This window comes from Pseudomonas sp. GCM10022186 (genome assembly GCF_042656385.1).
In the GTDB taxonomy this organism is placed as follows: domain Bacteria; phylum Pseudomonadota; class Gammaproteobacteria; order Pseudomonadales; family Pseudomonadaceae; genus Metapseudomonas.
On record NZ_JBHSOU010000006.1, the window covers coordinates 14,058 to 36,235 of the forward strand.

General features: G+C 66.3%; 15 protein-coding genes. 4 read left to right on the forward strand and 11 right to left on the reverse strand.

Going from position 1 to position 22,178, the window contains the following annotated elements:
• Positions 1–68: 68 nt before the first annotated feature.
• The 11 genes from ACFPU0_RS04010 to ACFPU0_RS04060 all read right to left on the reverse strand — a co-directional run bounded on the left by ACFPU0_RS04010 (position 69) and on the right by ACFPU0_RS04060 (position 16,041).
• A complete protein-coding gene (locus tag ACFPU0_RS04010; protein ID WP_377691497.1) occupies positions 69–1,424 on the reverse strand; it encodes a DUF1329 domain-containing protein in 1,356 nt (451 codons plus the stop codon).
• A 373-nt stretch (positions 1,425–1,797) separates the two neighbouring features.
• The gene (locus ACFPU0_RS04015) at positions 1,798–2,952 is read right to left on the reverse strand and encodes an acyl-CoA dehydrogenase family protein (protein WP_377691498.1); all 1,155 of its coding nucleotides are present in this window, start codon (positions 2,950–2,952) and stop codon (positions 1,798–1,800) included.
• A 353-nt stretch (positions 2,953–3,305) separates the two neighbouring features.
• Positions 3,306–4,994, reverse strand: a complete 1,689-nt coding sequence (locus tag ACFPU0_RS04020; RefSeq protein ID WP_377691499.1) for an AMP-binding protein — start codon at positions 4,992–4,994, stop codon at positions 3,306–3,308.
• A 119-nt stretch (positions 4,995–5,113) separates the two neighbouring features.
• Complete coding sequence (locus ACFPU0_RS04025; protein ID WP_377691500.1) at positions 5,114–6,226, reverse strand: CaiB/BaiF CoA transferase family protein; 1,113 nt, start codon at positions 6,224–6,226, stop codon at positions 5,114–5,116.
• A 69-nt stretch (positions 6,227–6,295) separates the two neighbouring features.
• Entirely contained in the window at positions 6,296–6,751 is a 456-nt protein-coding gene (locus ACFPU0_RS04030; protein WP_377691501.1) for a MaoC family dehydratase, read from the reverse strand.
• A 32-nt stretch (positions 6,752–6,783) separates the two neighbouring features.
• Entirely contained in the window at positions 6,784–7,923 is a 1,140-nt protein-coding gene (locus tag ACFPU0_RS04035; protein WP_377691502.1) for an acyl-CoA dehydrogenase family protein, read from the reverse strand.
• A 15-nt stretch (positions 7,924–7,938) separates the two neighbouring features.
• On the reverse strand, positions 7,939–9,135 hold the full coding sequence (locus tag ACFPU0_RS04040; protein ID WP_377691503.1) for an acyl-CoA dehydrogenase family protein: 1,197 nt from the start codon (positions 9,133–9,135) through the stop codon (positions 7,939–7,941).
• 13 nt (positions 9,136–9,148) lie between these two features.
• Entirely contained in the window at positions 9,149–10,336 is a 1,188-nt protein-coding gene (locus ACFPU0_RS04045) for a lipid-transfer protein (protein WP_377691504.1), read from the reverse strand.
• A gap of 747 nt (positions 10,337–11,083) precedes the next feature.
• The gene (locus ACFPU0_RS04050; protein WP_377691505.1) at positions 11,084–11,884 is read right to left on the reverse strand and encodes an enoyl-CoA hydratase/isomerase family protein; all 801 of its coding nucleotides are present in this window, start codon (positions 11,882–11,884) and stop codon (positions 11,084–11,086) included.
• An 83-nt stretch (positions 11,885–11,967) separates the two neighbouring features.
• Positions 11,968–13,113 (reverse strand): acyl-CoA dehydrogenase family protein, encoded by a 1,146-nt coding sequence (locus ACFPU0_RS04055; RefSeq protein WP_377691506.1) that lies wholly within the window; start codon positions 13,111–13,113, stop codon positions 11,968–11,970.
• Positions 13,114–13,329: 216 nt separating this feature from the next.
• Positions 13,330–16,041, reverse strand: coding sequence for a LuxR C-terminal-related transcriptional regulator (locus tag ACFPU0_RS04060; protein ID WP_377691507.1), 2,712 nt, complete (start codon positions 16,039–16,041; stop codon positions 13,330–13,332).
• A gap of 227 nt (positions 16,042–16,268) precedes the next feature.
• Between ACFPU0_RS04060 and ACFPU0_RS04065 the strand changes: the two genes are divergently transcribed.
• The 4 genes from ACFPU0_RS04065 to ACFPU0_RS04080 all read left to right on the forward strand — a co-directional run bounded on the left by ACFPU0_RS04065 (position 16,269) and on the right by ACFPU0_RS04080 (position 21,182).
• A complete protein-coding gene (locus ACFPU0_RS04065) occupies positions 16,269–17,042 on the forward strand; it encodes an enoyl-CoA hydratase/isomerase family protein (protein WP_377691508.1) in 774 nt (257 codons plus the stop codon).
• Between the two features lie 109 nt (positions 17,043–17,151).
• On the forward strand, positions 17,152–18,396 hold the full coding sequence (locus ACFPU0_RS04070) for a thiolase family protein (RefSeq protein WP_377691509.1): 1,245 nt from the start codon (positions 17,152–17,154) through the stop codon (positions 18,394–18,396).
• An 87-nt stretch (positions 18,397–18,483) separates the two neighbouring features.
• On the forward strand, positions 18,484–19,404 hold the full coding sequence (locus ACFPU0_RS04075; RefSeq protein ID WP_377691510.1) for an SDR family NAD(P)-dependent oxidoreductase: 921 nt from the start codon (positions 18,484–18,486) through the stop codon (positions 19,402–19,404).
• A gap of 206 nt (positions 19,405–19,610) precedes the next feature.
• Positions 19,611–21,182 carry an AMP-binding protein gene (locus ACFPU0_RS04080; RefSeq protein ID WP_377691511.1) on the forward strand — a complete coding sequence of 524 codons (1,572 nt, stop codon included), beginning with the start codon at positions 19,611–19,613 and terminating at the stop codon, positions 21,180–21,182.
• Positions 21,183–22,178 lie beyond the last annotated feature (996 nt).

The window sequence follows — 22,178 nt, forward strand, 5'->3', positions numbered from 1 at the left end:
CAACCCCATCCACAAATAAAAAAGGCGGAACCGAACAGGTCGGTTCCGCCCAAACGACTCCCCATGAATTAACGGATGCCGGCGCCCGCCAGGCTGTCCGGGGTCCAGCGGCTGTCGGAGGTCATGCTCTCGGAGACCATCAGGCCGCCCTTGCCGGGCCAGGTGTTGACGTAATAGGAACCGGCTATCAGGTCATAGTGGCCCGAGGTGGTGGTGTTGATGGCCGATGCGTCGTAGAGCGCCGTAAGGTAGGCGAAGCCGGGACGCCACAGCTGGCCGCGACCGTCGTACTGATCGTTGGCGAGTGCCGCCCAGCTGTCTTCGTCGACATAGAAGGTCCGCTTGGAATAGATATGGCGCGCGCCCGGTTTCAAGGTCGCTTCCACTACCCAGACGCGGTGCAGTTCCCAACGTACGAAGTCCGGATTGACGAACTTGTCGCCGAAGACCGCGTCCGGGTCGGCAGCGTAGGTGAAGCGGTAGGTGTTGTACGGGACGTACATTTCCTTCTTGCCGACCAGTTTCCAGTCGTAGCGATCCATCCGGCCGTTGAACAGGTTGACGTCGTCAATGGTGGACATGCCGGAGGTACTGGGGTTGGGCGTGTCATAGGCGAGGTCCGGCGCCAGGCGTACGCGGCGCTGGCCAGGCAGGTACTGATAGGCACGCCGCCCCTTGGCCCCGTCGATGCTCTCGAAGGTCATGACGGCCTCGCCGGCGCGGCGGGCGGGTCCGGTGTAGTTGGTCCGCGCGCGGGTATAGATGGTCGGCTCGGCCCCCTTCGACAGGTCGTAGAAGGGGCTTTCCAGCGTCCAGACGCCCTGGGTCGACAGCACGCGCTTGCCCGCGGCATCGATATTGAACGCCGAATACTTCGGAATCACGTAGGACATGCCCTGGTAGCGGGCGATATGGTTGAGCATGACCTCGATGCCGTTCTTCGGGATCGGGAACGGAATCCCGCCGCCGGCGCCCACCGGGGTGTAGCCGTCGGTCGACAGGCTGGCGCGGGTAGCATTCTTCACGCTGTTGTCGAGAATGGCCTGGGGATAGGCGACGCTGCGGTGGCTCGGATAGATGTCCATCCGGAAGCCGGGGAGCTTCTTGAGAATCGCCTTCTGGCCGTCGCTCAGCTTGTCCGCATGGGCGTCCATGTTCGCTGCATCGATGGAGAACAGGGGCTTCTCGCTGGCGAAGGGATCGGGGCGCACGCCCTTGCTCTTGTCGAACCCGGCCGGCGCCGTGGTCAGACCGCCCGTGTACGCCGGAATACTGCCGTCCTGGTTGCCCGCCATCTCGGCGCCGACCGGCGTCAGGGTAGTTCCCAACTGCTTCGCCTCTTCCGCAGACACCGCAGCATGGAGCACGCCTGTATGCACCGCCAGCAGGCTGGCTGCGATCAGGGTTCTTGTCAGTCTAGTCATGTCTCCACCTTCTAAGGTTGTGATGTTCGGCGTCCGCGCGACACTCGATTCGGGGAACACGCCTCCCTCGGCTGGCGCGAACGCGGACTTGCCAGGCGGCCCCAGGACTTGGCCCCACAGCCACGGCTGAACCCTGAGGCTGCAGGCGTCTCATGCGGCTTCCCGACGGGTGCTGGCCAGTTCTTTGTATCCAAGGGCCTTGCCGCTCCGCCCCCCCCGAAATGGCGAATGGGGAGGGGGTGTCCGGAACCCCGGAAACCGCCGGCGGGCGGGCGTGGAACGAAGACGCCGGACACCACGCCGCCCTCCTTCGGGAGCGTGGTGTCCGGGGTGAAATGGCCGGGTACGAGGCGCCGCTTCGCCCCGCCAAGGATCAGACGAACGCGCCGATACCGGTCAACGCGCGGGAGATCATCAGCTTCTGGATCTCGGTGGTGCCGTCCGGGATCGGGATGACGATCGCCTCGCGGGCCAGGCGTTCCACATCGAACTCCTTGGTCAGGCCGTTGCCGCCGTGCAGCTGGACCGCGTCGCGACAGACCTTCACCGCCATCTCGGTGGCGAACCACTTGGCCATCGACGACTGCACGTCACAGCGAATGCCGGCGTCCATCATGGAGAAGGCCCTGAAGCACATCAGTCGGGCGGCATCGGTGAGGGTGGCCATCTCCGCGATCTTGGCGGCGACCAGCTGGTGCGCGGCGATGGGTTTGCCGAACTGCTGGCGTTCCCGGGAATAGGCGATGGACGCCTCGAGGGCGGCGCGCATCAGGCCGACGGAGAGCATCCCGACGTTGGCGCGTGCCTTCTCGAACAGCTTCATGGTGTTCTTCAGGCCGGCACCCTCCTCCCAGATGATGTTCCGTGCCGGCACTCGCGCGTTGTCGAAGAACACCTGGGCGGTGGACTGGCCGTTCAGGGCGATCTTGTCGATGTTGCGCGATTCATAGCCATGCTCCTCGCGGTCCACCAGGATGTGCGAAAGCGCCTTTTCGCCGGTGCGCACCGTGGTGATCAGGAAGTCGGAATAGTGTCCGTTGGAGATCCAGGTCTTCTCGCCCTTGATGAGGAAGTGATCGCCATCGCGCTTGCCGGTGGCCTTGATGTCGGCCACGTTGGAACCCACGTCCGGCTCGCTGATGCAGAAACCACCGAAGGTGCGGCCGGCCATGATGTCCGGCAGGTAGCGCTCGCGAAGGTGGGCCTGCGACTCGGGCAGCTCGGCCAGGGTGATCGCCATGCCCTTGTTGATCATCACGCAGAGGCCGATATCCACGGAAACCGCGCAGAGTTCCTCGAACAGCATGGCTTCCGTCACCAGGCTCAGGCCCAGGCCCCCATGTTCCTCGGCCACGCTCACGCCCGGCAGGCCGAATTCGGCGATACCCTGGGTGATTTCGCGCATCCGGTCCTTCGGAATGTGCCGATCACCATACTGACGCGCGATCGGACGGATCTCCGCGTCGAGAAATTTCCGGAAGCTCTCCACCGCGAGGCTTTGTTCTTCGCTCGGCATGCAGACTTTCATTCTGTGTCGCTCCTTTGGATCGCAGGAACCAGCGGCGCGCAAGGCCGTCAGTGGCTCGTTCGTTGTCATCGGGTTGGCAGGGCGAACCCTCGCGATCCGCCTGTTGCGAACCGGGTCCAGCTGTCGACCTTCAATGACGTTACGTGAGCCCCTTGCCGTGTTTCCCCCCCATGTTTGGAGGGGCCACCCTCTCCCTCGGGGGAGCGGGAATCCAGGGAGGAAGCGAAAGGCACTACGCAAGCCGCTGCGTAGTGGATTGCGGGCGAGGTTCGGATCGGAGAATGGTGCCGGGAGAGGAACCGGCGCGGGGATACGTAAGGGCAAGCGGCCCGTTTCGCATCCCCGCAGGCGGTTCAGGAGGACCAGGCCGGATCGTCTTCGAAGATGATCGCCTGGCCTGATTCGAGCCAGGCTTCGGCATTGCCCAGGTAGCGGTTCTCGATGACGTCCCGCTTGATCTTCAGGGTCGGGGTGAGGAAGCCATTCTCGATGCTCCAGGAGTCCCTCACCACCACCGCGTAACTCAGCCGCTCGTGCGCCTCCAGGCCGGCATTGACGCTGTCCAGCAGAGCCTCCAGCTCAGCCTTCAGCTGCTCGCGGCCTTGCCGGTCGGCGATGCTGCTGCGTCCCTCCGGGGAAAGCATGAGCAATGCGAAAGGCTGAGGCAGGGCTGGGCCGGTGACGCATACCGCCTCCACCGCCTTGTGGCCCAGCCGGTTCTCGATGGGCACCGGTGCCACGTACTTGCCCTTGCTGGTCTTGAACAGCTCCTTCACCCGGCCGGTGATCTTCAGGCGCCCCTCCTCGTCCAGCACGCCACGGTCGCCGGTCTTGAAGTAGCCGTCCGCCGTCATGCTTTCGGCCGTCAGCTCCGGTTGCCGGTAGTACCCCATCATCTGCGTCGGGCAATCGACCAGAATCTCGCCCTCTTCCGAGATGCGGCAACGAACGCCCGGCAGCGCCTGGCCCACATAGCCCACTCGCACCTGTCCGGGCCGGCTGTAGTGGGAATAGCAGAAGTTCTCGGACATGCCGTAGACGTCCAGCAGTTCGAGGCCCAGGTTGCGGTACCAGCTGACGATCTCCGGCGGCAATGGCGCCGAGCCGGTAAAGGCGATGCGCGTCTGGTCCAGCCCCAGCATGACCAGTACCTGCTTCCTGAGGGCGGCGCCGGCCTCGCACGGGCTGAACAGCAGCGCCTGCTGTTCGGCCGGCAGCCTGGCGTTGATCACCTGGTAGAACTTGGTCCAGAGCCTCGGCATGGAAATGAACACCGACGGCCGCGCCCGGCACAGGTCCTGGGTAAAGGTCTCGAGGCTGTCGTTGAAGAAGACCTGGACCCCGTGGCACAGCGAGTTGGACTCCACCGAGGAACGTTCCGCGGCGTGCGCCAGGGGCAGGTAGGACAGCAGGCGGTCCCCGGGCTCCAGCTTGCAGAAGTCCCCGCCGCCGAGGGAGGCATAGGCATACATGCCGCCGAAACTGTGCATCACGCCCTTCGGCGTGCCGGTGGTGCCGGAGGTGTAGATGATGGTCGCCAGCTCGCCCGGCTCCGGCAGGCGGATGTCCCGCAGTGGCTCGTTGGCCGTGGCGAGCTCGTCCCATTGCGCGTAGTCGCCTGCAGGTGCCAGGGGCAAGGCAACGACCGGAACGCCAGCCGGGAGCATGTCCTGGATGTTGCTGCCGATCTCCATCCTGCCGAGGAATACCAGCCGGATGCCGGCATGGTCGAAGACGTAGCGCAGGGTTTCCGCGCTCATCGTCGGATACAGGGGGACGGACACATGCCCGGCCATCCAGATCGCCAGGTCGGCGATGATCCAGTGGGCGCTGTTCTTGCCGATGATCGTGATGCTGCTGCCGGCGGGCAGTCCCAGCGACTTCAGGTGGCTCGCCATCCTGCGCGCCTGGTCGCCGACCTCGCGCCAGCTGTATTCGGCGACGCCCTCCGGCACGGGCTGGGTCAGGTGGATCGCATCGGGGCGGGTTTCCTCCCAATGCAGGAAGCGGTGGAGCAAGGTCGTCGAATTGTTCTTGTTCATGCAACGTTCCTTCCAGATCATTTCGAGTCGCGGCCCGGCATCCCGGGCGCGACCGCTGCTGAACGGCCGGATCAGTGGCCGGCTCAGACATCCGAACCGGCCGACTCGACCAGGGCCGTTCACATTCCGCACCAATCGCGCAGCACGGCCTCCGAGTGTTGGCCGCGTGCCGGTATGGCGCCGGGCGAAGCGGGCTGGGTCACCGAGAAGCGCGGCGCCGGATTGGCCTGTAGCACGCCGTCGATCCGGCTGTAGACGCCACGTTCCACCATATGCGGGTGGGCCGCCGCTTCGTCGAGATCGTGCACCGGCGCGAAGCAGGCATCGGTGCCCTCCAGCAGCGCACACCACTGGTCGCGGGTCCTGGTCGCGAACAGGGCGGCGAAGCCTTCGTGCAGGTGCGGCCACTGCGCCGGATCATGGCCCTTGGCGTAGGCCGGATCGCCGGTCAGCTCGAGCTTCTCCAGCAGCAACCTGTAGAAGCGTGGCTCCACCGCGCCCACGGAGACGAACTTGCCGTCGGAGCACCTGTAGGTGCGGTACCAGTGCGGACCGTCCAGCAGACTCTTGCCGCGCTCGTTGGTCATCTGGCCCGCCGATTTCAGGCCGAGCATCAGGTTCAGCATGTGGGCGCTGCCATCGACGATGGCGGCGTCCACCACCTGCCCCTGGCCGGTGGCCCGCGCGTTCATGATGCCGGCAAGCAGGCCAACGGCCAGGTACAGCGAGCCACCACCGATATCGCCCACCAGGCTCGGTGGGGACATCGGCGCCTCACCGGGCTGACCGGACCACCACAGGGCACCCGACAGGGCAATGTAGTTGAGGTCGTGGCCAGCGGCCTGGGCCAGCGGACCGTTCTGGCCCCAGCCGGTCATGCGGCCGTAGATCAGCCTCGGATTGCGCGCCAGGCACACATCCGGTCCGAGGCCCAGGCGCTCCATCACGCCGGGGCGCATGCCTTCGATCAGGGCGTCGCAGCTTTCCACCAGTTGCAGCACGGTGTCGATGCCTGCCCGGCTCTTGAGGTCGACGGCTATCGACCGCTTGCCACGGTTCACCACCGAATGCTTGCCCAGGTCCAGGTCTTCCGGGCCTGCCGCCAGGCGATCCACGACCACCACGTCCGCGCCCAGATCCGCGAGCAGCATGCCGCAGAAAGGTGCCGGCCCGAGGCCCGCGATCTCGAGGATTCTCAGTCCTGCCAGAGGACCAGTGCGATCTTGCGCCATAAGTTCCATTCTCCACGGGCTGGCACTGCCAGCCGCTTGTCACTGCGTCAGCGGGCCGACATCCTGCGCTCAGCCGAACACCCGCAGGATGGTTTCCGCCACGCAGGCCGGCTTGGCCGCGCCTTCGATTTCCACGGTCATCTCGTAGGTGACCTGGGCGCCGTTGCCTTCCAGGGGTTCCCAGGACTGCACCTTGAAGTGCGCACGCAGGCGGCTGTCCACCGGCACCGGCTGTACGAAGCGCACCTTGTTCAGGCCGTAGTTCACGCCCATCTTCACGTTGCACACCTCGAAGGCGTTGGTCATGAAGGTGGGCAGCAGGCTGAGGGTCAGGAAGCCATGGGCGATCGGCTTGCCGAAGGGCCCCTTGGCGGCGCGCTCGGGATCGACGTGGATCCACTGATGGTCGCCGGTGGCCTCGGCGAAGGTGTCGATACGGTTCTGGTCGATGGCCACCCAGTCGCTGGTGCCCACGACTTCTCCCACCAGGGCCTGCAGTTCGGCCACGGTTTCGTAGCTTTTCATCTTGTTCTCTCCCAATGGTTTCGGTTGGCGGGTCAGGCGCGCAGTTCGGCCTGCAGGGCCTCGGCATAGGCCGCTTCGTGGCTGTCGCTGCTGCCCAGCAGCAGGTCGGCGACGACGGCGCGCTTGTAGTAGTGGCCCACCAGGTATTCCTCGGTCACGCCGATCCCGCCGTGCAACTGGATGCCCTGGCCGCAGACGAACCTGGCCGCGCGGCAGATCAGCATCTTGGCGCCGGACAGGGTCTTGTCCCGGGTTGCCGGGTCATCGTTGGCCACGGCGGACAGCGCGGCGTGCAGCATCGAGCGCGCCACCTCCATTTCCGCGGCCATATCGGCGATGCGGTGCTGCAGGGCCTGGAACGAGCCGATGGGCACGCCGAACTGCTTGCGCACCTTCAGGTATTCGGCGGTGACCTCGAGGGTCTTCTCCATGCCGCCGATCAGCTCGGCGCAGAGCGCCACGATGCCGTGGGCCAGGCCCTCGCGCAGCGCCGGCAGGCCCTGGCCGGCCTCGCACAGCAGCGCGTCGGCAGCCACCTCCACGCCGTCGAAGTTCAGTTCTTCCACCCAGGTGCCGTCGTGCAGGGGCAGCGCCTGGTGCTGCAGGCCCGGACGGTCGGCGTCCACCAGCAGCAGGCTGATGCCCTGGGTGCCCGCTATGCGCGCGGACACGATAAACGCCTCGGCACCGTCCGCCCCCAGTACCAGGCTCTTGCGCCCATGCAGGCGGAAGCCGTCGCTGTGGCGCTCGGCACGCAACGCCACCGGCTCGGGCATGCCCCGGGAACCCGGTTCGCTATAGGCCAGCGCGATGCGGCAGCTGCCTTCCGCCAGTCGCGGCAACAGGCGCGCCTTCTGTGCGCCGTTGCCGCATGCCGCCAGGGTCTGGGCGGCCAGCACGGCGCAGCCCAGGTAAGGCTCCAGCACCAGCGCCCGCCCCAGTTGCTGGGCGATGATCGCGGTCTCCAGCAGCGAGCCTCCCAGGCCGCCGTGCTCTTCCGGCAGCGCGGCCATCAGCCAGCCGTTGGCGGCGAAGGTGCCCCAGTTGTCGGCGTTGCCGTTCTTCCCCGCAGCCAGCAGGGCCATGCGGGATTCAAAGCTGTAGGCCTTGTCGACGTAGCGCCGTACGCTGTCCTGCAGCAGTTGTTGTTCCGAAGTCAGATCGAAATCCATACCCGTTTCCTGCTTTCAAAGTTGGAACAGCATCTTGGCGATGATGCCGCGCTGCACTTCGCTGGTGCCGCCATAGATGGTGGAAGCGCGACGGAAGAACATCTCGTTGGCGATGCCATTGGCCAGCGCCTGCAGCGGGAAGTCCTGTCGCGGATTCGGCTCGTGGGGATGCGGGTAGGCGATCGCGCCATAGTCCCCCAGCGCCTCGACATGGGCCTCGGTGATGCGTTGCTGGAACTCGGTGGCACGGATCTTCAGCATCGAGCCCAGGGTGTGGGACTCCGGCCGGTGCTCCTGCTCCAGGCGGGCGACGCGCTGTACCAGCATTTCCAGGGCCTGCAGCTCCGCGTCCAGGCGCGCCATCTTCAGGGCGAACTGGGGACGCTCGCAGAGCAGTTGGTCGCCCACGTGCAACGTCGAGGCGAACAGCTTCAGCTCACGCATGTAGCGCTTGAGTTCGGGCAGGTCGGCAGCGGTGGCGTGCTCGTTGTTGAGCAGGAACTTGGTGATGCTCCAGCCCTGCCCTTCCACGCCGATCAGGTTCTCCACCGGGACGCGCACGTTGTCGAAGAAGGTCTCGTTCAGGTGGTGGGCGTCGTCGATGCTGCGGATCGGCCGCACGGTGATGCCGGGCGTCTTCATGTCCACCAGCAGGAAGCTGATGCCCGCCTGTTTCTTCACATCCGGGTTGGTGCGCACCAGCAGGAAAATCCAGTCCGCGTGGTGGGCATAGCTGGTCCAGATCTTCTGGCCATTGACCACATAGTGGTCGCCGTCCCGCTCGGCGCGAGTGCGCAGGGAAGCCAGGTCGGAGCCGGAACCCGGCTCGGAGAAGCCCTGGCACCACAGCCGCTCGCCATTGAAGATGGCCGGCATGTGCTGCGCCTTCTGTTCCGGCGTGGCGAAGGCGTTGAGCACCGGGCCCAGCAGCTTGTGCACGAAGCCGTCCTGGGTCGGGGTACCCGCCGCGCTGCACTCGTCGTCGAACACCAGGATCTGCGGCACGGTCCAGCCGGTGCCGCCGTGCTCCTTCGCCCAGTAGGGCGCACCCCAGCCGCGCTGATTGAGAACCTTCTGCCAGCGCATCACCTCTTCGCGGGGCGAACGGGTGGCGCGGCGGAGCCCCTTGAGGTCCGCCGGCACTTCCTCCTGGAGGAAGCGCCGGACCTCCTGGCGGAACTCCGCCAGGCTGGAATCGGGTGTGAAATCCATGGGCCGTCCCCTGTCAGTCGTTGCGGTACATGGTCACCACGCAGGCGCCACCGATGCCGACGTTGTGCTGCAGGGCGACCCGGGCGCCTTCCACCTGGCGCTGCTCGGCCTGGCCGCGCAGTTGCTGGACCAGCTCGGTGCACTGGGCAAGACCGGTGGCGCCGATGGGGTGCCCCTTGGACAGCAGGCCGCCGGACGGATTGACCACGTAGCGGCCGCCGTAGGTGTTGTCGCCGTCGTCGACGAACTTCTGCGCGCCGCCTTCCGGGCACAGGCCCAGGGATTCGTAGGTGAGCAGCTCGTTCTGGGCGAAGCAGTCGTGCAACTCGACCACGTCCACCTCATCCGCGCCGATGCCGGCCATCTCGTAGACTTGCCGCGCGGCCGCGCGAGACATGGAGAAACCGGCCAGGTCGCGCATGTCGCCGGACTTGAAGGTCTCCTCGCCATCGGTGGTCAGCGCCTGGCCGGCGATCCACACGCTGGAATCCAGGCCATGCTTCTTCGCGTAGGCCTCGCTGCACAGCACCACGGCGGCGGCGCCGCAGGTGGGCGGGCAGGCCATCAGGCGGGTCATCACTTCCGGCCACATCACCTGGTCGGCCAGCACTTCCTCGGTGGTCACCACCTTGCGGAACACGGCCTTGGGGTTGTTCGCCGCATGGCGGCTGGCCTTGGCGCGGATCTTGGCGAAGGTTTCCAGCGGCGTGCCGAAGCGCTTCATGTGCTCCACGCCGGCACTGCCGAACAGGCGCAGGGCGGACGGGATCTGCGCGGCATTGGGCAGGGCGCTGTCGCACTGCTGCAGGAACAGGTCCAGCGGCGCCGGACGATCATTGAAGGTGTTGCCCAGGGCGCCAGGGATCATCTGCTCGAAGCCGGCGGCGAGGACGATATCCACCATGCCGCTGGCGATGGCCTGGTTGGCCAGGTACAGCGCAGTGGAGCCACTGGCGCAGTTGTTATTGACGTTGATCACCGGGATACCGGTCATGCCCACGTTGTAGAGCACGCGCTGACCGCAGGTGGAATCGCCGTAGATGTAACTGGCATAAGCCTGCTGGATCGACTCGTAGCCCACGCCGGCATCGGCCAGGGCCAGGCGTACCGCCTGCTCGCCCATGGCCACGTAGGTTTCGCTCTGGCCCGGCTTGACGAAGGGAATCATGCCCACGCCAGCGACGACGACTTTCTGCCTCATGTCTTTCTCCTCAGCTTTGGGTATCCCGCCGGCCTGTCGGCTCGATTCCAGCGGATGCGCCGGACGACGGGTTCTTGAGCCTCAAGAGTAGGCAGGCCCTCCCTGGGAGCGCCCCTCTCCATTAGGGGAGGGAAGCGGACGTCCCTCCCCTGCCCCTGCTTCCGCCATTTCAGCGCAGGCCACGGCAAATGTGCGGAAGTTCGCTACCAAGTCTGGCACCCCGCCAACCTGATGGTACAGCGCGCGACGAACTGGAACACGGGCGCGGTCCCGGCCAGCGGAACCGGGTATGCCGGAGTGGGACTCGGGGGAAAGCCATGCGTGGGCCGAGAACAGACGGACCACTGACCGGGCCGGAGGTCAACCGAGTGTCACCCCTCTACGGCTGCCAGGCCATTTCGCGAATGAATTCGCCCCTACAGGGCTCGGTGCTGGGCGGGGCGCCGATCTGCTCCCCTCTCCCTCCGGGGCGAAGAGGCACGTTTTCGGCAGCACCGCTTCCGGTGCCGATGAACGCCTGAGCGCGAAGCGATCGGGCCGGGGCGCAGGGCGGGGGCCGGGGGTGAGGGATGCCGTGCCCCACTCGGACTTCCAGGGGCAGGACTGCGTCATGCTTGGCGAATGAATTCGCCCCTACAGGCCGTAGCCCAATCCGGGGGCCGTGGTTGGACTTTCCCCCGGATTTCATCCGGGCTACCGACTTACCGGTGCGCCATGCGCACCGATTGCGGGAGCGGAAAGGATTCTTCAGCCTGCCGGTACTTTGGCACCGGGGTAGGCCAGTCCTTCCTTGGCCAGGAAGCGCCGCACCGCCTCGGCGTGGTATTGGCTGGCACCGCACAGCGACTGCGCCGCCGCTTCCAGCTGGGTCATGGCCGGGCGATCGGTCTCGAACGACCGGTTCAGCAGGGTCTTGGCCAGGGCCAGTGCGCGTGGTGGTGCCTCGTCGAACTGCCTGGCGTAGGCCAACGCCCTCTCCAGCAGTTCCTCGGCGGGGACCAGGGCCTGGGCCAGCCCCAGGGAAATCGCCTCTTCTGCGCCAATGGTCCGGGCGCAGAAGACGATCTCCTTGGCTCGCGCCAGCCCCACCAGCCGCGGCAGCGCATGGAACATCGACAGGTCGGGCACCAGGCCGACGCTCAGGAAGGAGGCCATGAGCTTCGTGCGCGGCGTCACGAAGATGAAGTCCGCCGCCAGGGCCAGCGAAAAGCCGGCACCCACCGCAGGGCCATCCACCGCCGCGATGACAGGCTTCTCCAGTTCCGCCAGCAGGGAGAACCAGCGCTGGTGGCGCAATACCAGGTCACGACCGAAGAAGGCCTTGTCCTCATGCTCGCCCCCTTCCGCCAGGTCGGCTCCGGAACAGAACGCACCCCCCGCACCGGTTAGCACCACAGTACGCACCGACCGGTCATCCCGCGCCGCCTCGATGGCGCGCGGCATCGCCTGGGCGATGGCGGCATCCAGGGCGTTGCGCTTTTGCGGCCGGTTCAGGGTGATTACCGCTGTCTTGCCGACCTTCTCGTACAGCACCGATTCGTCAGTCACATCCAATCCTCCTGGTACGGCAGCGGGCCCGGGAGCCCGGCCCGCTGGCGGCGTACTTGATCCTCGACACACCCGGATTCGCCTCACAGGTTGCGGGCGATGATGACCTTCTGGATATGGCTGGTGCCCTCGTAGATCTTGGTCACGCGGACATCGCGGCAATAGCGCTCCACCGGGAAGTCGCTGAGGTAGCCGTAGCCGCCGTGGATCTGCAGCGCATCGGAGCAGACCTTCTCCGCCATCTCGCTGGCGAACAGCTTGGCGATGGAAGCTTCCTTGGCGCAGGGCACGCCGGCGTAGTGCAAGCGGGCCGCATGCAGCATGAAATGCTGGGCGACCTCGAACTGGGTGGCCATGTCGGCCAGGTCGAAGGCCACGCCCTGCAGGTTGATGATCGGCGCGCCATAGGCTTCGCGCTCGTTGGCGTATTTCACCGCAGCCTCCAGGGCGGCGCGGGCGGCGCCGACAGCCACTGCGGCGATGCCGATACGGCCCTCGGACAGGGTGGCCATCAGGCGCTTGTAGGCGGTGCCCTCTTCGGCCAGCAGGTTTTCCGCCGCCACCCGGCAGTTGTCCAGCTGGATCGCCGCCACATGGGCCGAGCGCTGGCCCATCTTGCTCTCCACACGGGTCACGGTGTAGCCGGGCTGGCGCGGATCGACGATGAACATGCTCGGGCCCTTGCGGCCTTCCGGGGTCTCGGTGACCGCCGCGATGGCGAAGGCGATACCGGCCTCGTTGCCGTTGGAAATGAACTGCTTGCTGCCGTTGAGCACATAGTGGTCACCGTCGCGGCGCGCGGTGGTGCGGAAGGCGGCGGTATCCGAGCCCGCCTGGGGCTCGGTCAGCAGGCCGGCGGCGATCAGCTCGCCGGAGATCATGCCGGCCAGGTACTGCTGCTTCTGCGCCTCGGTGCCGAAGCGGTACAGCATGTCGGCCATGCCATTGTGGACATGGAGGATGGTGGCGAAGCCGGCGTCGGCCGCGGCGAACTCCTCGATGGCCAGGCAGTATTCGGGGAAGGACATGCCCGAGCCGCCGGCCTCTTCGGGGATATGCATGCCGAGGAAGCCGAGTTCGGCCACCGCCTTCAACTCCGCGTGGGGCCAGGCGCCGGTGCGGTCGCGCTCGGCGGCCGTGGCGGCCACCACTTCCTGGGCCACCTTGCGGGCGGCGTCGCGGATCATGATTTCCTGTTCGCTCAGGAATGCTGCAGATGTATCGCTCATATTCTTCCTCTTTAACCGGGTCGAAGTTCCGATGCATTGCGGTGCGACCGCCGTCGACGCGATTGCCGGCCCTCTGGACGCCGCCCGGATGGAGCCGGTGGGCAGGCGTCGCGAGGCAGTCATGGCACACAGCGCAATATCCGCAGCATGGAGGCGGCGGACCTGCGTCCGCGCCTCCCCTCTCGGTAGGGGAAACCCGGTCGGGAGGACGTCCAGCTACTTCAGCAGCCCCTGCTGGCGCGCCAGGGAAATCGCCGCATAGCGGCTCGATACGCCCAACTTGGCGAGGATGTTCTTCACGTTCCACTTCACCGTGCCGAAGGTGATATTGAGGGTCAGGGCGATGCGCTTGTTCGACATCGCCTGGGCCACCAGGCCGAGGATTTCCAGCTCGCGGGGGGTCAGGCTGGCGCGCGGCGCATCCACCGGCCCTCGCGCCTGCGAGATGGTCGGCAGCACCTCCTCGTCCGGCTCCTGGCACGCAAGCAGGCGCTCCAGGTAGTCGGCCATCGGCGCGTCCAGCCGGGCCTCGTCGCGCCATTGAAGCAGCCGTGCAACCACCGCCGGGCCTTCGTCCAGGACAGTGCGGATCAACCCGCGCCTCGCAGCGACCTCCATGGCTGCCTGAAGGCTTTCATCGGCTTCCTGCCGCTGGCCAAGTTCGTCGTGGGCCAACGCGGCGAGCAGCCGGACCTTGACCAGGGTACGCGCGCGCCCCGCCTTCTCGGCCTTCGCCCGGACCGTCGCGAGCCCCTCGAGCGCCCAGGCCGGATCGCGCCCGGCCAACGCCAGCCGTGCCCGGGCGAAGGCCGCGATGAACGCGATCTCGTTGCGCGCTTCGGCGGTCGTCCGCTGGGCCGTTTCGAGGTCGGCCAATCGCGATACCAAACCCGTGGCACGACGCAACTCGCCCTGTTCCAGGAGCAGCCTGACCTGTTCGACCAGCATCAGCGCCAGCAGGCGGTCAAGGCCGAGCACATGGAAATGGGCGGCCTGGGTCTCGAGGAAATCCAGCGCAGCCTGGGGCGACTCACGCCGCATGCTGATCCGGGCGCGGCAGATCGAGGCGCGGGCCATCACATCCGGCATGGACGAACGCAGGATGCCGTTGCGATTGGCCAGGACCCGCAGGGCGTCGTCGAGGCGATCGAGCTCGTAATAGGCATCGCAGAGCGTGGCGGCGCACAGGTTGGCGGATACCGAACCACGACCGTACGCCTCCTCCGCCCGGGCGAGGATGCTCGAGCCCAGGCGCTCAGCCTCCAGGGCATCGCCGGCCATCAGGCTGACCAGCGCACGCGTGCTCTCGAAGACCATGGCCATGTCGTTGTCACGGTCCCCGATCTGGATCGGTTGCTGTTCGTGCAACGTGCGCGCGTCAGCGAGGCGACCCACCGCGAGATAGGCGGTGGCCAGCGCCGAGAGGCTGATGTAGCGCAGCGAACTGTTGTCCAGGGGCACCTGGTGCGCCGGCTCCAGCAGGCCGATGACCCGCCGGGGCTGGTCCAGTTGCAGGGCGATCGCCGCGTCCGCCAGGGCGAACTTCGAGGATATCGCCGGGTTGCGTGCCGCCTCGGTGCGGCGTATCTGCTCCAGCCAGCGCTGCGCCTTGTCCGGCCGCGCGGTGAAGGCGTAGGTCAGGCAGCCCATGATGAACAGCCGGGGATGGGCGAACAGGACGTCCTGCGGCAAACGCTCCAGCAGATGCAGCATCGGGCTGACGTAGGCCATGCTCCAGGTGGTCGAGGCAGCCTCCTCCATGGCCTCGACCGCATAGTCCAGGTCACCGCCCAGGTTGGCGTGACGCACCGCTTCCACCAGGTAGTCATGCTCGGCGAACCACTGGCTGCCACGCCGGTGCAGCGTCTCCACCTCGCCCTGCCCGCGTGCCGCCAGGCGCTGCGCGAGGAACTCGCCGAACAGCGGGTGGAAGCGGTACCAGGGCGTACTGTCCTCGGATTCGATGCGATAGATCAGCAGGTTCTCGTCTTCGGCCCGCTTCATCAGTTCCGGTGCGCGCGGGCTTGCCGTGACGAATTCGGCAAGGTCGGCATTGAAGCGCCGGAAGATCGAGACCTTCTCCATGAAGCCGATCAGCTCGGGCGGCAGGCAGGCCACCACGTCTTCGCTCAGGTAGGCCTGCAGGTCGTTGGACTTCCAGAGGATCGAGCGCAATTGCGCACGCTTCGTCGGGCGCGCCCGCAGCATGGTGGCGACGGGCTGCAGGCTGGCCGGCCAGCCGCTGGTCAGGTCATGGATCAGGTGCTCTTCATCGGCGCTGAGTTTCAGGGTACCGAGGTTCTGCTGGAAGAAGTCCCGGGTTTCTTCAAGGCCGAAGGGCAGTTCGGCGAAATCGATCTCCGCCACGTGTCCCTGCATGCGCAGGCGCCCCAGGCTGAACGGCGGCGTCGTTCGCGAAGCGATGGTGATATGCAGGTTGGCCGGGCAGTGATCCAGCAATTTCTGCATCAGCCTGTGGGCGGCGGGCGATTCCACATGGTGGAAGTCGTCCATCAGCAGGTGCAGTTCCCGGCCGATGCCTTCCGCTGCGCGGGTCACGATGGCGACCAGCGCATTGGTCGACTGCTCGCCGCCATCGCTGTGCAGCCACTCCTGCTCGATCCGGATGCCCAGGCGCTGCAGGGCCGCCAGCAGGTAGGCCAGGAAACTGGCGAACTGCCGGTCGTCGAGGCTGAAGGAAATCCAGGCCACGTCCAGCCCGGCCTTCATCAGTTCCAGGCGCCATTGGGCGAGCAGGATGGTCTTGCCGAATCCCGCGCCGCCGGTGATCAGGGTCGCGCTGCACTGCTGCGCCTCGCGCAGGCGGGCCAGCAGTTGCGCACGGGGGATGTGCCGGGTGTTGAGGCGCGGGGGCGAGAACTTGGTCGCGACCAGCAGGTCGTCGGCATTGATGACTGATGTATGCATGCTCGTTTTCTCCGCCCTGGTACTTGTTCGTTGCGGTCCGGCCCGGCTTCGCCAGGGACCGGGTGTGGGCTTCACCCGGCGTCGGCATTGCCCGGACGTCGCCCGCATCCTGCTACAACCCTCTGGAAGTCGGCCCCGTCCGCAACGGGGGGGGAGCCGCTCGGACGGCCTCGCGTAAGTTCGAATCCAGGCAGTTATGCCAATTGGATTGCGATCGAGGAGCTGAGATGAGCGAGTCCGTTTCGTTTGAAGTGAAAGGTCAGGTGGGCTGGATCACCCTGACGCGCCCGAAGGCCATGAACGCGCTGAACCAGGAGATGCTGCAGGCCATGACCGCCCGCCTGCACGCCTGGGAGACCGACAGCGGTGTGCGCGTGATCGCCGTGACCGGCACCGGCCCGGCCTTCTGCGCCGGCGCCGACCTGAAAGCCGGCGGCACCCCGCAGCCCGGCGAGAAGGACCTGCTGGACAACATCGTTATCTTCTTCAACGCCCTGCGCGCCTATCCGAAGCCGGTGATCGCCGCCGTCAACGGCCTGGCCCTGGCCGGTGGCCTGGAAACCGTGCTCTGCTGCGACTTCGTCATCGCCGCCCAGAGCGCCCGCTTCGGCGATGCCCACTCCAACTTCGGCGTGTTCCCCGGCGGTGGCGGCGCGGCCGTGCTGCCACGCAAGATCCCGGAGAACATCGCCAAGTACCTGCTGTTCACCGGCGATTCCCTGCCGGCCCAGGACATGAAGACCTACGGCCTGGTCAGCGAAGTGGTGGCCGACGCCGAACTGGTCGACCGCGTCCAGGCCATTGGCGACAAGCTGGCCGGCAAGAGCCCGCTGGTGCTGCGCAAGATGAAGAAGGTGGCCGACGAGGCAGGCGACAAGTCCCGTGCCGATGCCCTGCGCCATGAACTGCTGGAGCTGCGCGACCACCAGCGTTCCTACGACATCGCCGAAGGCGTGCGGGCCTTCGCCGAGAAGCGCAAGCCGGAGTTCAAGGGCTACTGATCCCGCCCCCATGACCAAATAGCCATGATCTCGCGAGCTGGAGCAGAACAAGGCGAGCCCGTTCTCGACGTAGTTATGCCGACGCGCAGCAGATCATGAAGGAGTGAAGATGGAAAACGTATACATAGTCGGCGTCGGCATGACCGCCTTCGGCCGCCATACCGACAAGACCATCAAGCAGCTCACCGCCTGGGCGGTGGAAGATGCCCTGAAGGACGCCGGTTGCGACCGCAAGTGGGTCCAGGTCGGCTTCTTCGGCAACTGCACCCAGGGCCACTTCGACGGCCAGCACATGATCCGTGGCCAGGTGGCGCTGCTGCCGCTGGGCCTGGACGGCATCCCGATCTTCAACATCGAGGGCGCCTGCGCCTCCTCCAGCCATGCCTTCAACCTGGCGGTCACCCAGCTGCGCGCCGACGCCGCCGACGTGGCCATCGCCGTGGGCGCGGAGAAGATGTTCTACAGCGACAAGATGAAAATGTTCTCCGCCTTCGAGTCCGCCTGGGACATCGAGACCTTCGAGGAGAACAAGAACTACCTGGCCGCCATGGGCAAGGGCATTGTGCCGCCGCCCGGTTCCCAGTCGGAGAAGCCCTACAGCCCCTTCATGGACGTCTACGCCGCCCTCGGCCGTGGCGGCCTGATGGAGCGCTACGGCATCACCCAGCGCCAGCTGGCCGCCGTGTCCTCGAAGAACCACGGCCACTCGGTGCACAACGAGCGCTCCCAGTACCGCAATGCCATGAGCATCGAGGAAATCCTCGCCGCGCCGCCGATCACCTACCCCATCACCCTGCCGATGTGCTCGCCCATCTCCGATGGCGCGGCCGCCGCCATCCTCTGCACCGAGTCGGCGCTGAAGAAGTACGGCTTCGACAAGAGCCGCGCGATCAAGGTGCTGGCCAGCGTGGTGCGCTCGGCTTCGGCCCGCGCCGCCGAGGACTTCGACAAGGGTTGCACCCACCTGGCCGGCAAGGCCGCCTTCGAACAGGCCGGGATTTCCCCGCAGGACATCGACGTGGCCGAGGTGCATGACGCCACCGCCATCGGCGAGCTGCTGGCCATCGAGGCCCTGGGCCTCTGCGAGCCGGGCCAGAGCGGCGTGATGGCCGAGCGCGGCGACTTCAGCCTGGGCGGCAAGCTGCCGGTCAACCCGTCGGGCGGCCTGGAGTCCAAGGGCCATCCCATCGGCGCCACCGGCATCGGCCAGATCTTCGAACTGGTGGAACAGCTGCGCGGCAACTGCGGGAAGCGCCAGGTCGAAGGCGCGCGCATTGCCCTGCAGGGCAACGGCGGCGGCCTCTGGCGCGTCGAGGAGTCCACCGAGCACGTCGGCATCTTCGGCCGCGCCTGACCCTTTACGGAGAACGGCGATACGGGGAATCCACGCAGTTTCCCCGCCGTTCTCCCCCTACTACGCTTTCAACAGAGGAAAAACACCATGACCATTCGTTTCGATGACCGCGTCGCCATCGTCACCGGCGCCGGCAACGGCCTGGGCCGCGTCCACGCCCTGAACCTCGCCGCCCGTGGCGCCAAGGTGGTGATCAACGACTTCGGCGGCAGCCGCGATGGCTCCGGCAGCTCCTCCGACGCCGCCCTGGCCGTGGTCGAGGAAATCCGCCAGGCCGGCGGCACCGCCATCGCCAACGGCGCCAACGTGGCCGACTACGAGCAGGTCCAGGCCATGGTCAAGCAGACAGTCGAAGCCTTCGGCCGGGTCGACATCCTGATCAACAATGCCGGCATCCTGCGCGACAAGTCCTTTGCCAAGATGGAAATGGCCGACTTCAACGCCGTGGTCAACGTCCACCTGATGGGTTCGGTGAACTGCACCAAGGCCGTCTGGGACCTGATGCGCGAGCAGAACTACGGCCGCATCCTGATGACCACCTCCGCCGCCGGCCTGTTCGGCAACTTCGGCCAGGCCAACTACGGCGCCGCCAAGATGGCCGTGGTGGGCCTGATGAACATGCTGGCCATCGAGGGCCGCAAGAACAACATCCTGGTCAACACCCTGGCGCCCATGGCCGCCACCCGCATGACCGAGGACGTGATGCCCGAAGAGCTGCTGAAAGCCAGCCGCCCCGAGCAGGTCACCCCGGGCGCGCTGTTCCTGGTCAGCGAGAACGCGCCGACCAAGCTGATCCTCGGCGCCGGCGCCGGCGTGTTCTCCGCCGTGCGCATGGAAGAGACCGCACCGGTCTACATCGGCGATGCCGAGCTCTCGCCGGAGGCCGTCGAGGCCCACCTGGCGCAGATCACCGACTGGAGCAGCGCCGGCCCGCGCAATGACGCCAACCAGCAGGTGCAACTGTTCGTCGAAGCGGCCATGAAGGGCATCAAGGGCCAGCAGGCCTGAGTGCCTCGCGGGCGCTGGCCCGCGCTAGACTCGCGATCATCACCGCAGCGGGCGTGCAGCCACACGCCCACCACGCCCGGGGCCCGGACTGCGTCGACTCGCAGCCGGGCTCCGGCCTGGTAGAGGCCACGCCGATGCCACTCCGTACCCTGGACGCGGCGAAGGCTTGCGACCGGCCTGCACGAGCCACTGGACGGAGCATAAGCATGACAACAATGAACTTCGCACACACGTCAGCCAACCTCGCCGTGCGCTTTGGCGACCGGGAGGCCCTGGTCAATATCGAGCGCAATCGACGCTACAACTTCCGCGAACTCCATTCGCTGACCAACCGCATCGTCAACATGATGCGCGAGCGCCTGGAGCTTCGCCGCGGAGACATCTATCTCTGCATCCTCGAGAACGACAACATCTCCCTGTTCCACGCCTGGACGGCGCTCAAGGGCGAAGCGGCGGCCGCCTACACCAACTATCGCGACTCCTTCGAAGAGCACTGCTGGCAGGTGGAGTTCATCCGGCCCAAGGTCGTGTTCATCGAGAACGCGCTGATCGATCGCTATTTCGACCTGCTCCATGGGCAGGGCATCAGCGTCGTCTGCATGGACCCGCCAGCCGCCCCGCGCGAAGGCCTGCTGTATTTCTGGGACCTGCTGGAGGGCGTGTCCGACCACAATCCCGGCGTCGAACACAACACCGAGAAGGACGCCCTGGTCTACCGCTTCACCGGCGGGACCACCGGCAGGAGCAAGTGTGCCGCCTACACCATCGACAACTGGATGGCGCTGCGTGACTCCATGTACCTGGAGGCCGAGCAGCCCTACCAGGCGGACACCCGCTTCCTGCACATGGCGCCCATCAGCCACGGCTCCGGCCTGGGCCTGCTGCCGACCCTCTTCCGGGGCGGCTGCACCCTGACCCAGAACATCCCGGACCTGGCGCAGCTGTGCCGCAACATCGAAGCCGAGAAGGTCACCATGACCCTGCTCGTGCCCACCATGGTCTATCGCCTGCTGGAGATGCCCGAGGCGCGGGACTACGACCTGTCGTCGCTGCAGACCCTGGCCTACGGCGCGGCGCCCATGAGCCCGGCCAAGCTGCGTCATGCCCAGGAGCGCTTCGGCAATATCTTCATGCAGATCTACGGCGCCACCGAAAGCCTCCACGCCGTCGCCATACTGGGCAAGGCCGACCATCTGACCCCCAATGAGAAGCAACTGTCTTCGGCGGGGCGGATCGCCGTCGGCGCCGAGATTCTCATCGTCGACGACAACGGCAAGGAAGTTCCGCTGGGGACCACCGGCGAGCTCTGGGTCCGCTCCCGCGGCACCATTTCCGGCTACTTCAACAACCCCGAAGGCACGGCGGCGGAGTTCGAGAACGGCTACTGGAAGTCCGGCGACCTGGGCTACATCGACGAGAACGGCTTCCTGTACCTGGTGGATCGCAAGAAAGACATGATCATCACCGGTGGCTTCAACGTGTATGCCGTCGAAGTGGAAGCGGCGCTGAACGCCCATCCGGCGGTCTCCAACTCGGCCGTGGTCGGCATCCCCCATGAGGAATGGGGCGAGGCCGTGCATGCCGAGGTGGTGCTCAAGGCCGGCGAGAGTGTCTCCGTCGAGGCGTTGATCGAACACGTCAAGGGCCGCCTGGGTCGCTTCAAGGCGCCCAAGTCGATCCTCTTCGTCGACGCACTGCCCGTCAGCGTGGTGGGCAAGGTCCTGCGCCGCCAGGTGCGCGAGAAGTACTGGAAGGACAGCGGCCGCCGCGTGTCCTGAGTTCCGCTCCGGGAACTGAAGGTTCCTCTGTTGGCGCCCTGCATGTCCCCCCGCATGTTTCGATGCGGGGAGACATCAGGGCGCTTTTTTGTGGGGGCGATTTCAATCGCTGGGCGGGCCACAGGGCCGCCCTTGTAGGAGCGAATTCATTCGCGAAATGGCCTGGCACCGAGCCGGCCGGCGGCCACCCTCACCCCCGGCCCGATCGCTTCGCGCTCAGGCGTTCATCGGCACCGGAAGCGGTGCTTCGGCGCCCCGCCCTGCACCGAGCCTTGTAGGGGCGAATTCATTCGCCAAGCAGGACGCAGTCCTGCCCCTGTAGGAGCGAATTCATTTGAACGAAGCCGATCCGGTAGGGTGCGCCGTGCGCACCGGCGGTTTGACGTGGTGCCGAAGCCGATCCCGGAATCGGTGCGCGCAGCGCACCCTACGGTCCAGACCAGGCGAAAGGGGGCGGCCTTGTGCACGGGGGAGGATTCGCCCCGTTATAGGGGGCCAAAAGCAAAGTCCACGTTCTACGAACGTGGATGTTTACTCGCAAAAATGGATCGGCACCGAGCTGACCGGCAACCACCCTCTCCCCCGGCCCCTCTCCCTGAAGTGGAGAGGGGTGACTTCTGGATCACCTCCAGCTGAAGGGGCGAATTCATTCGCCAGGCAGGACGCCGTCCTGCGTAGGGTGGATGACGCTCTTTTCATCCACCAGCGGTGTCCAGCCAGGCCCCGTATGGTGGACTGGTGAGGCGTGGTCCACTTCGACGGATTTCGTGCCTTGCGGAACACCGCCCACCCCATCCCACAGTTGCCCGGCATCCCGCCCTTCTGGGCCGGAAAAAAACGGCGACCCTATCGGCCGCCGCTTTTCGTTTCCCGACTCCCGCCTCAGGACGCTGGATCGTGTCCCGGGAAGTGGTGTAACTGAGGTCTAGCCGAAGCGCCGTCAGGCGTAAGAGGAAGGCCATCGTGGTTCTTGGTTAAGGTTGAGTTTGCAGACCT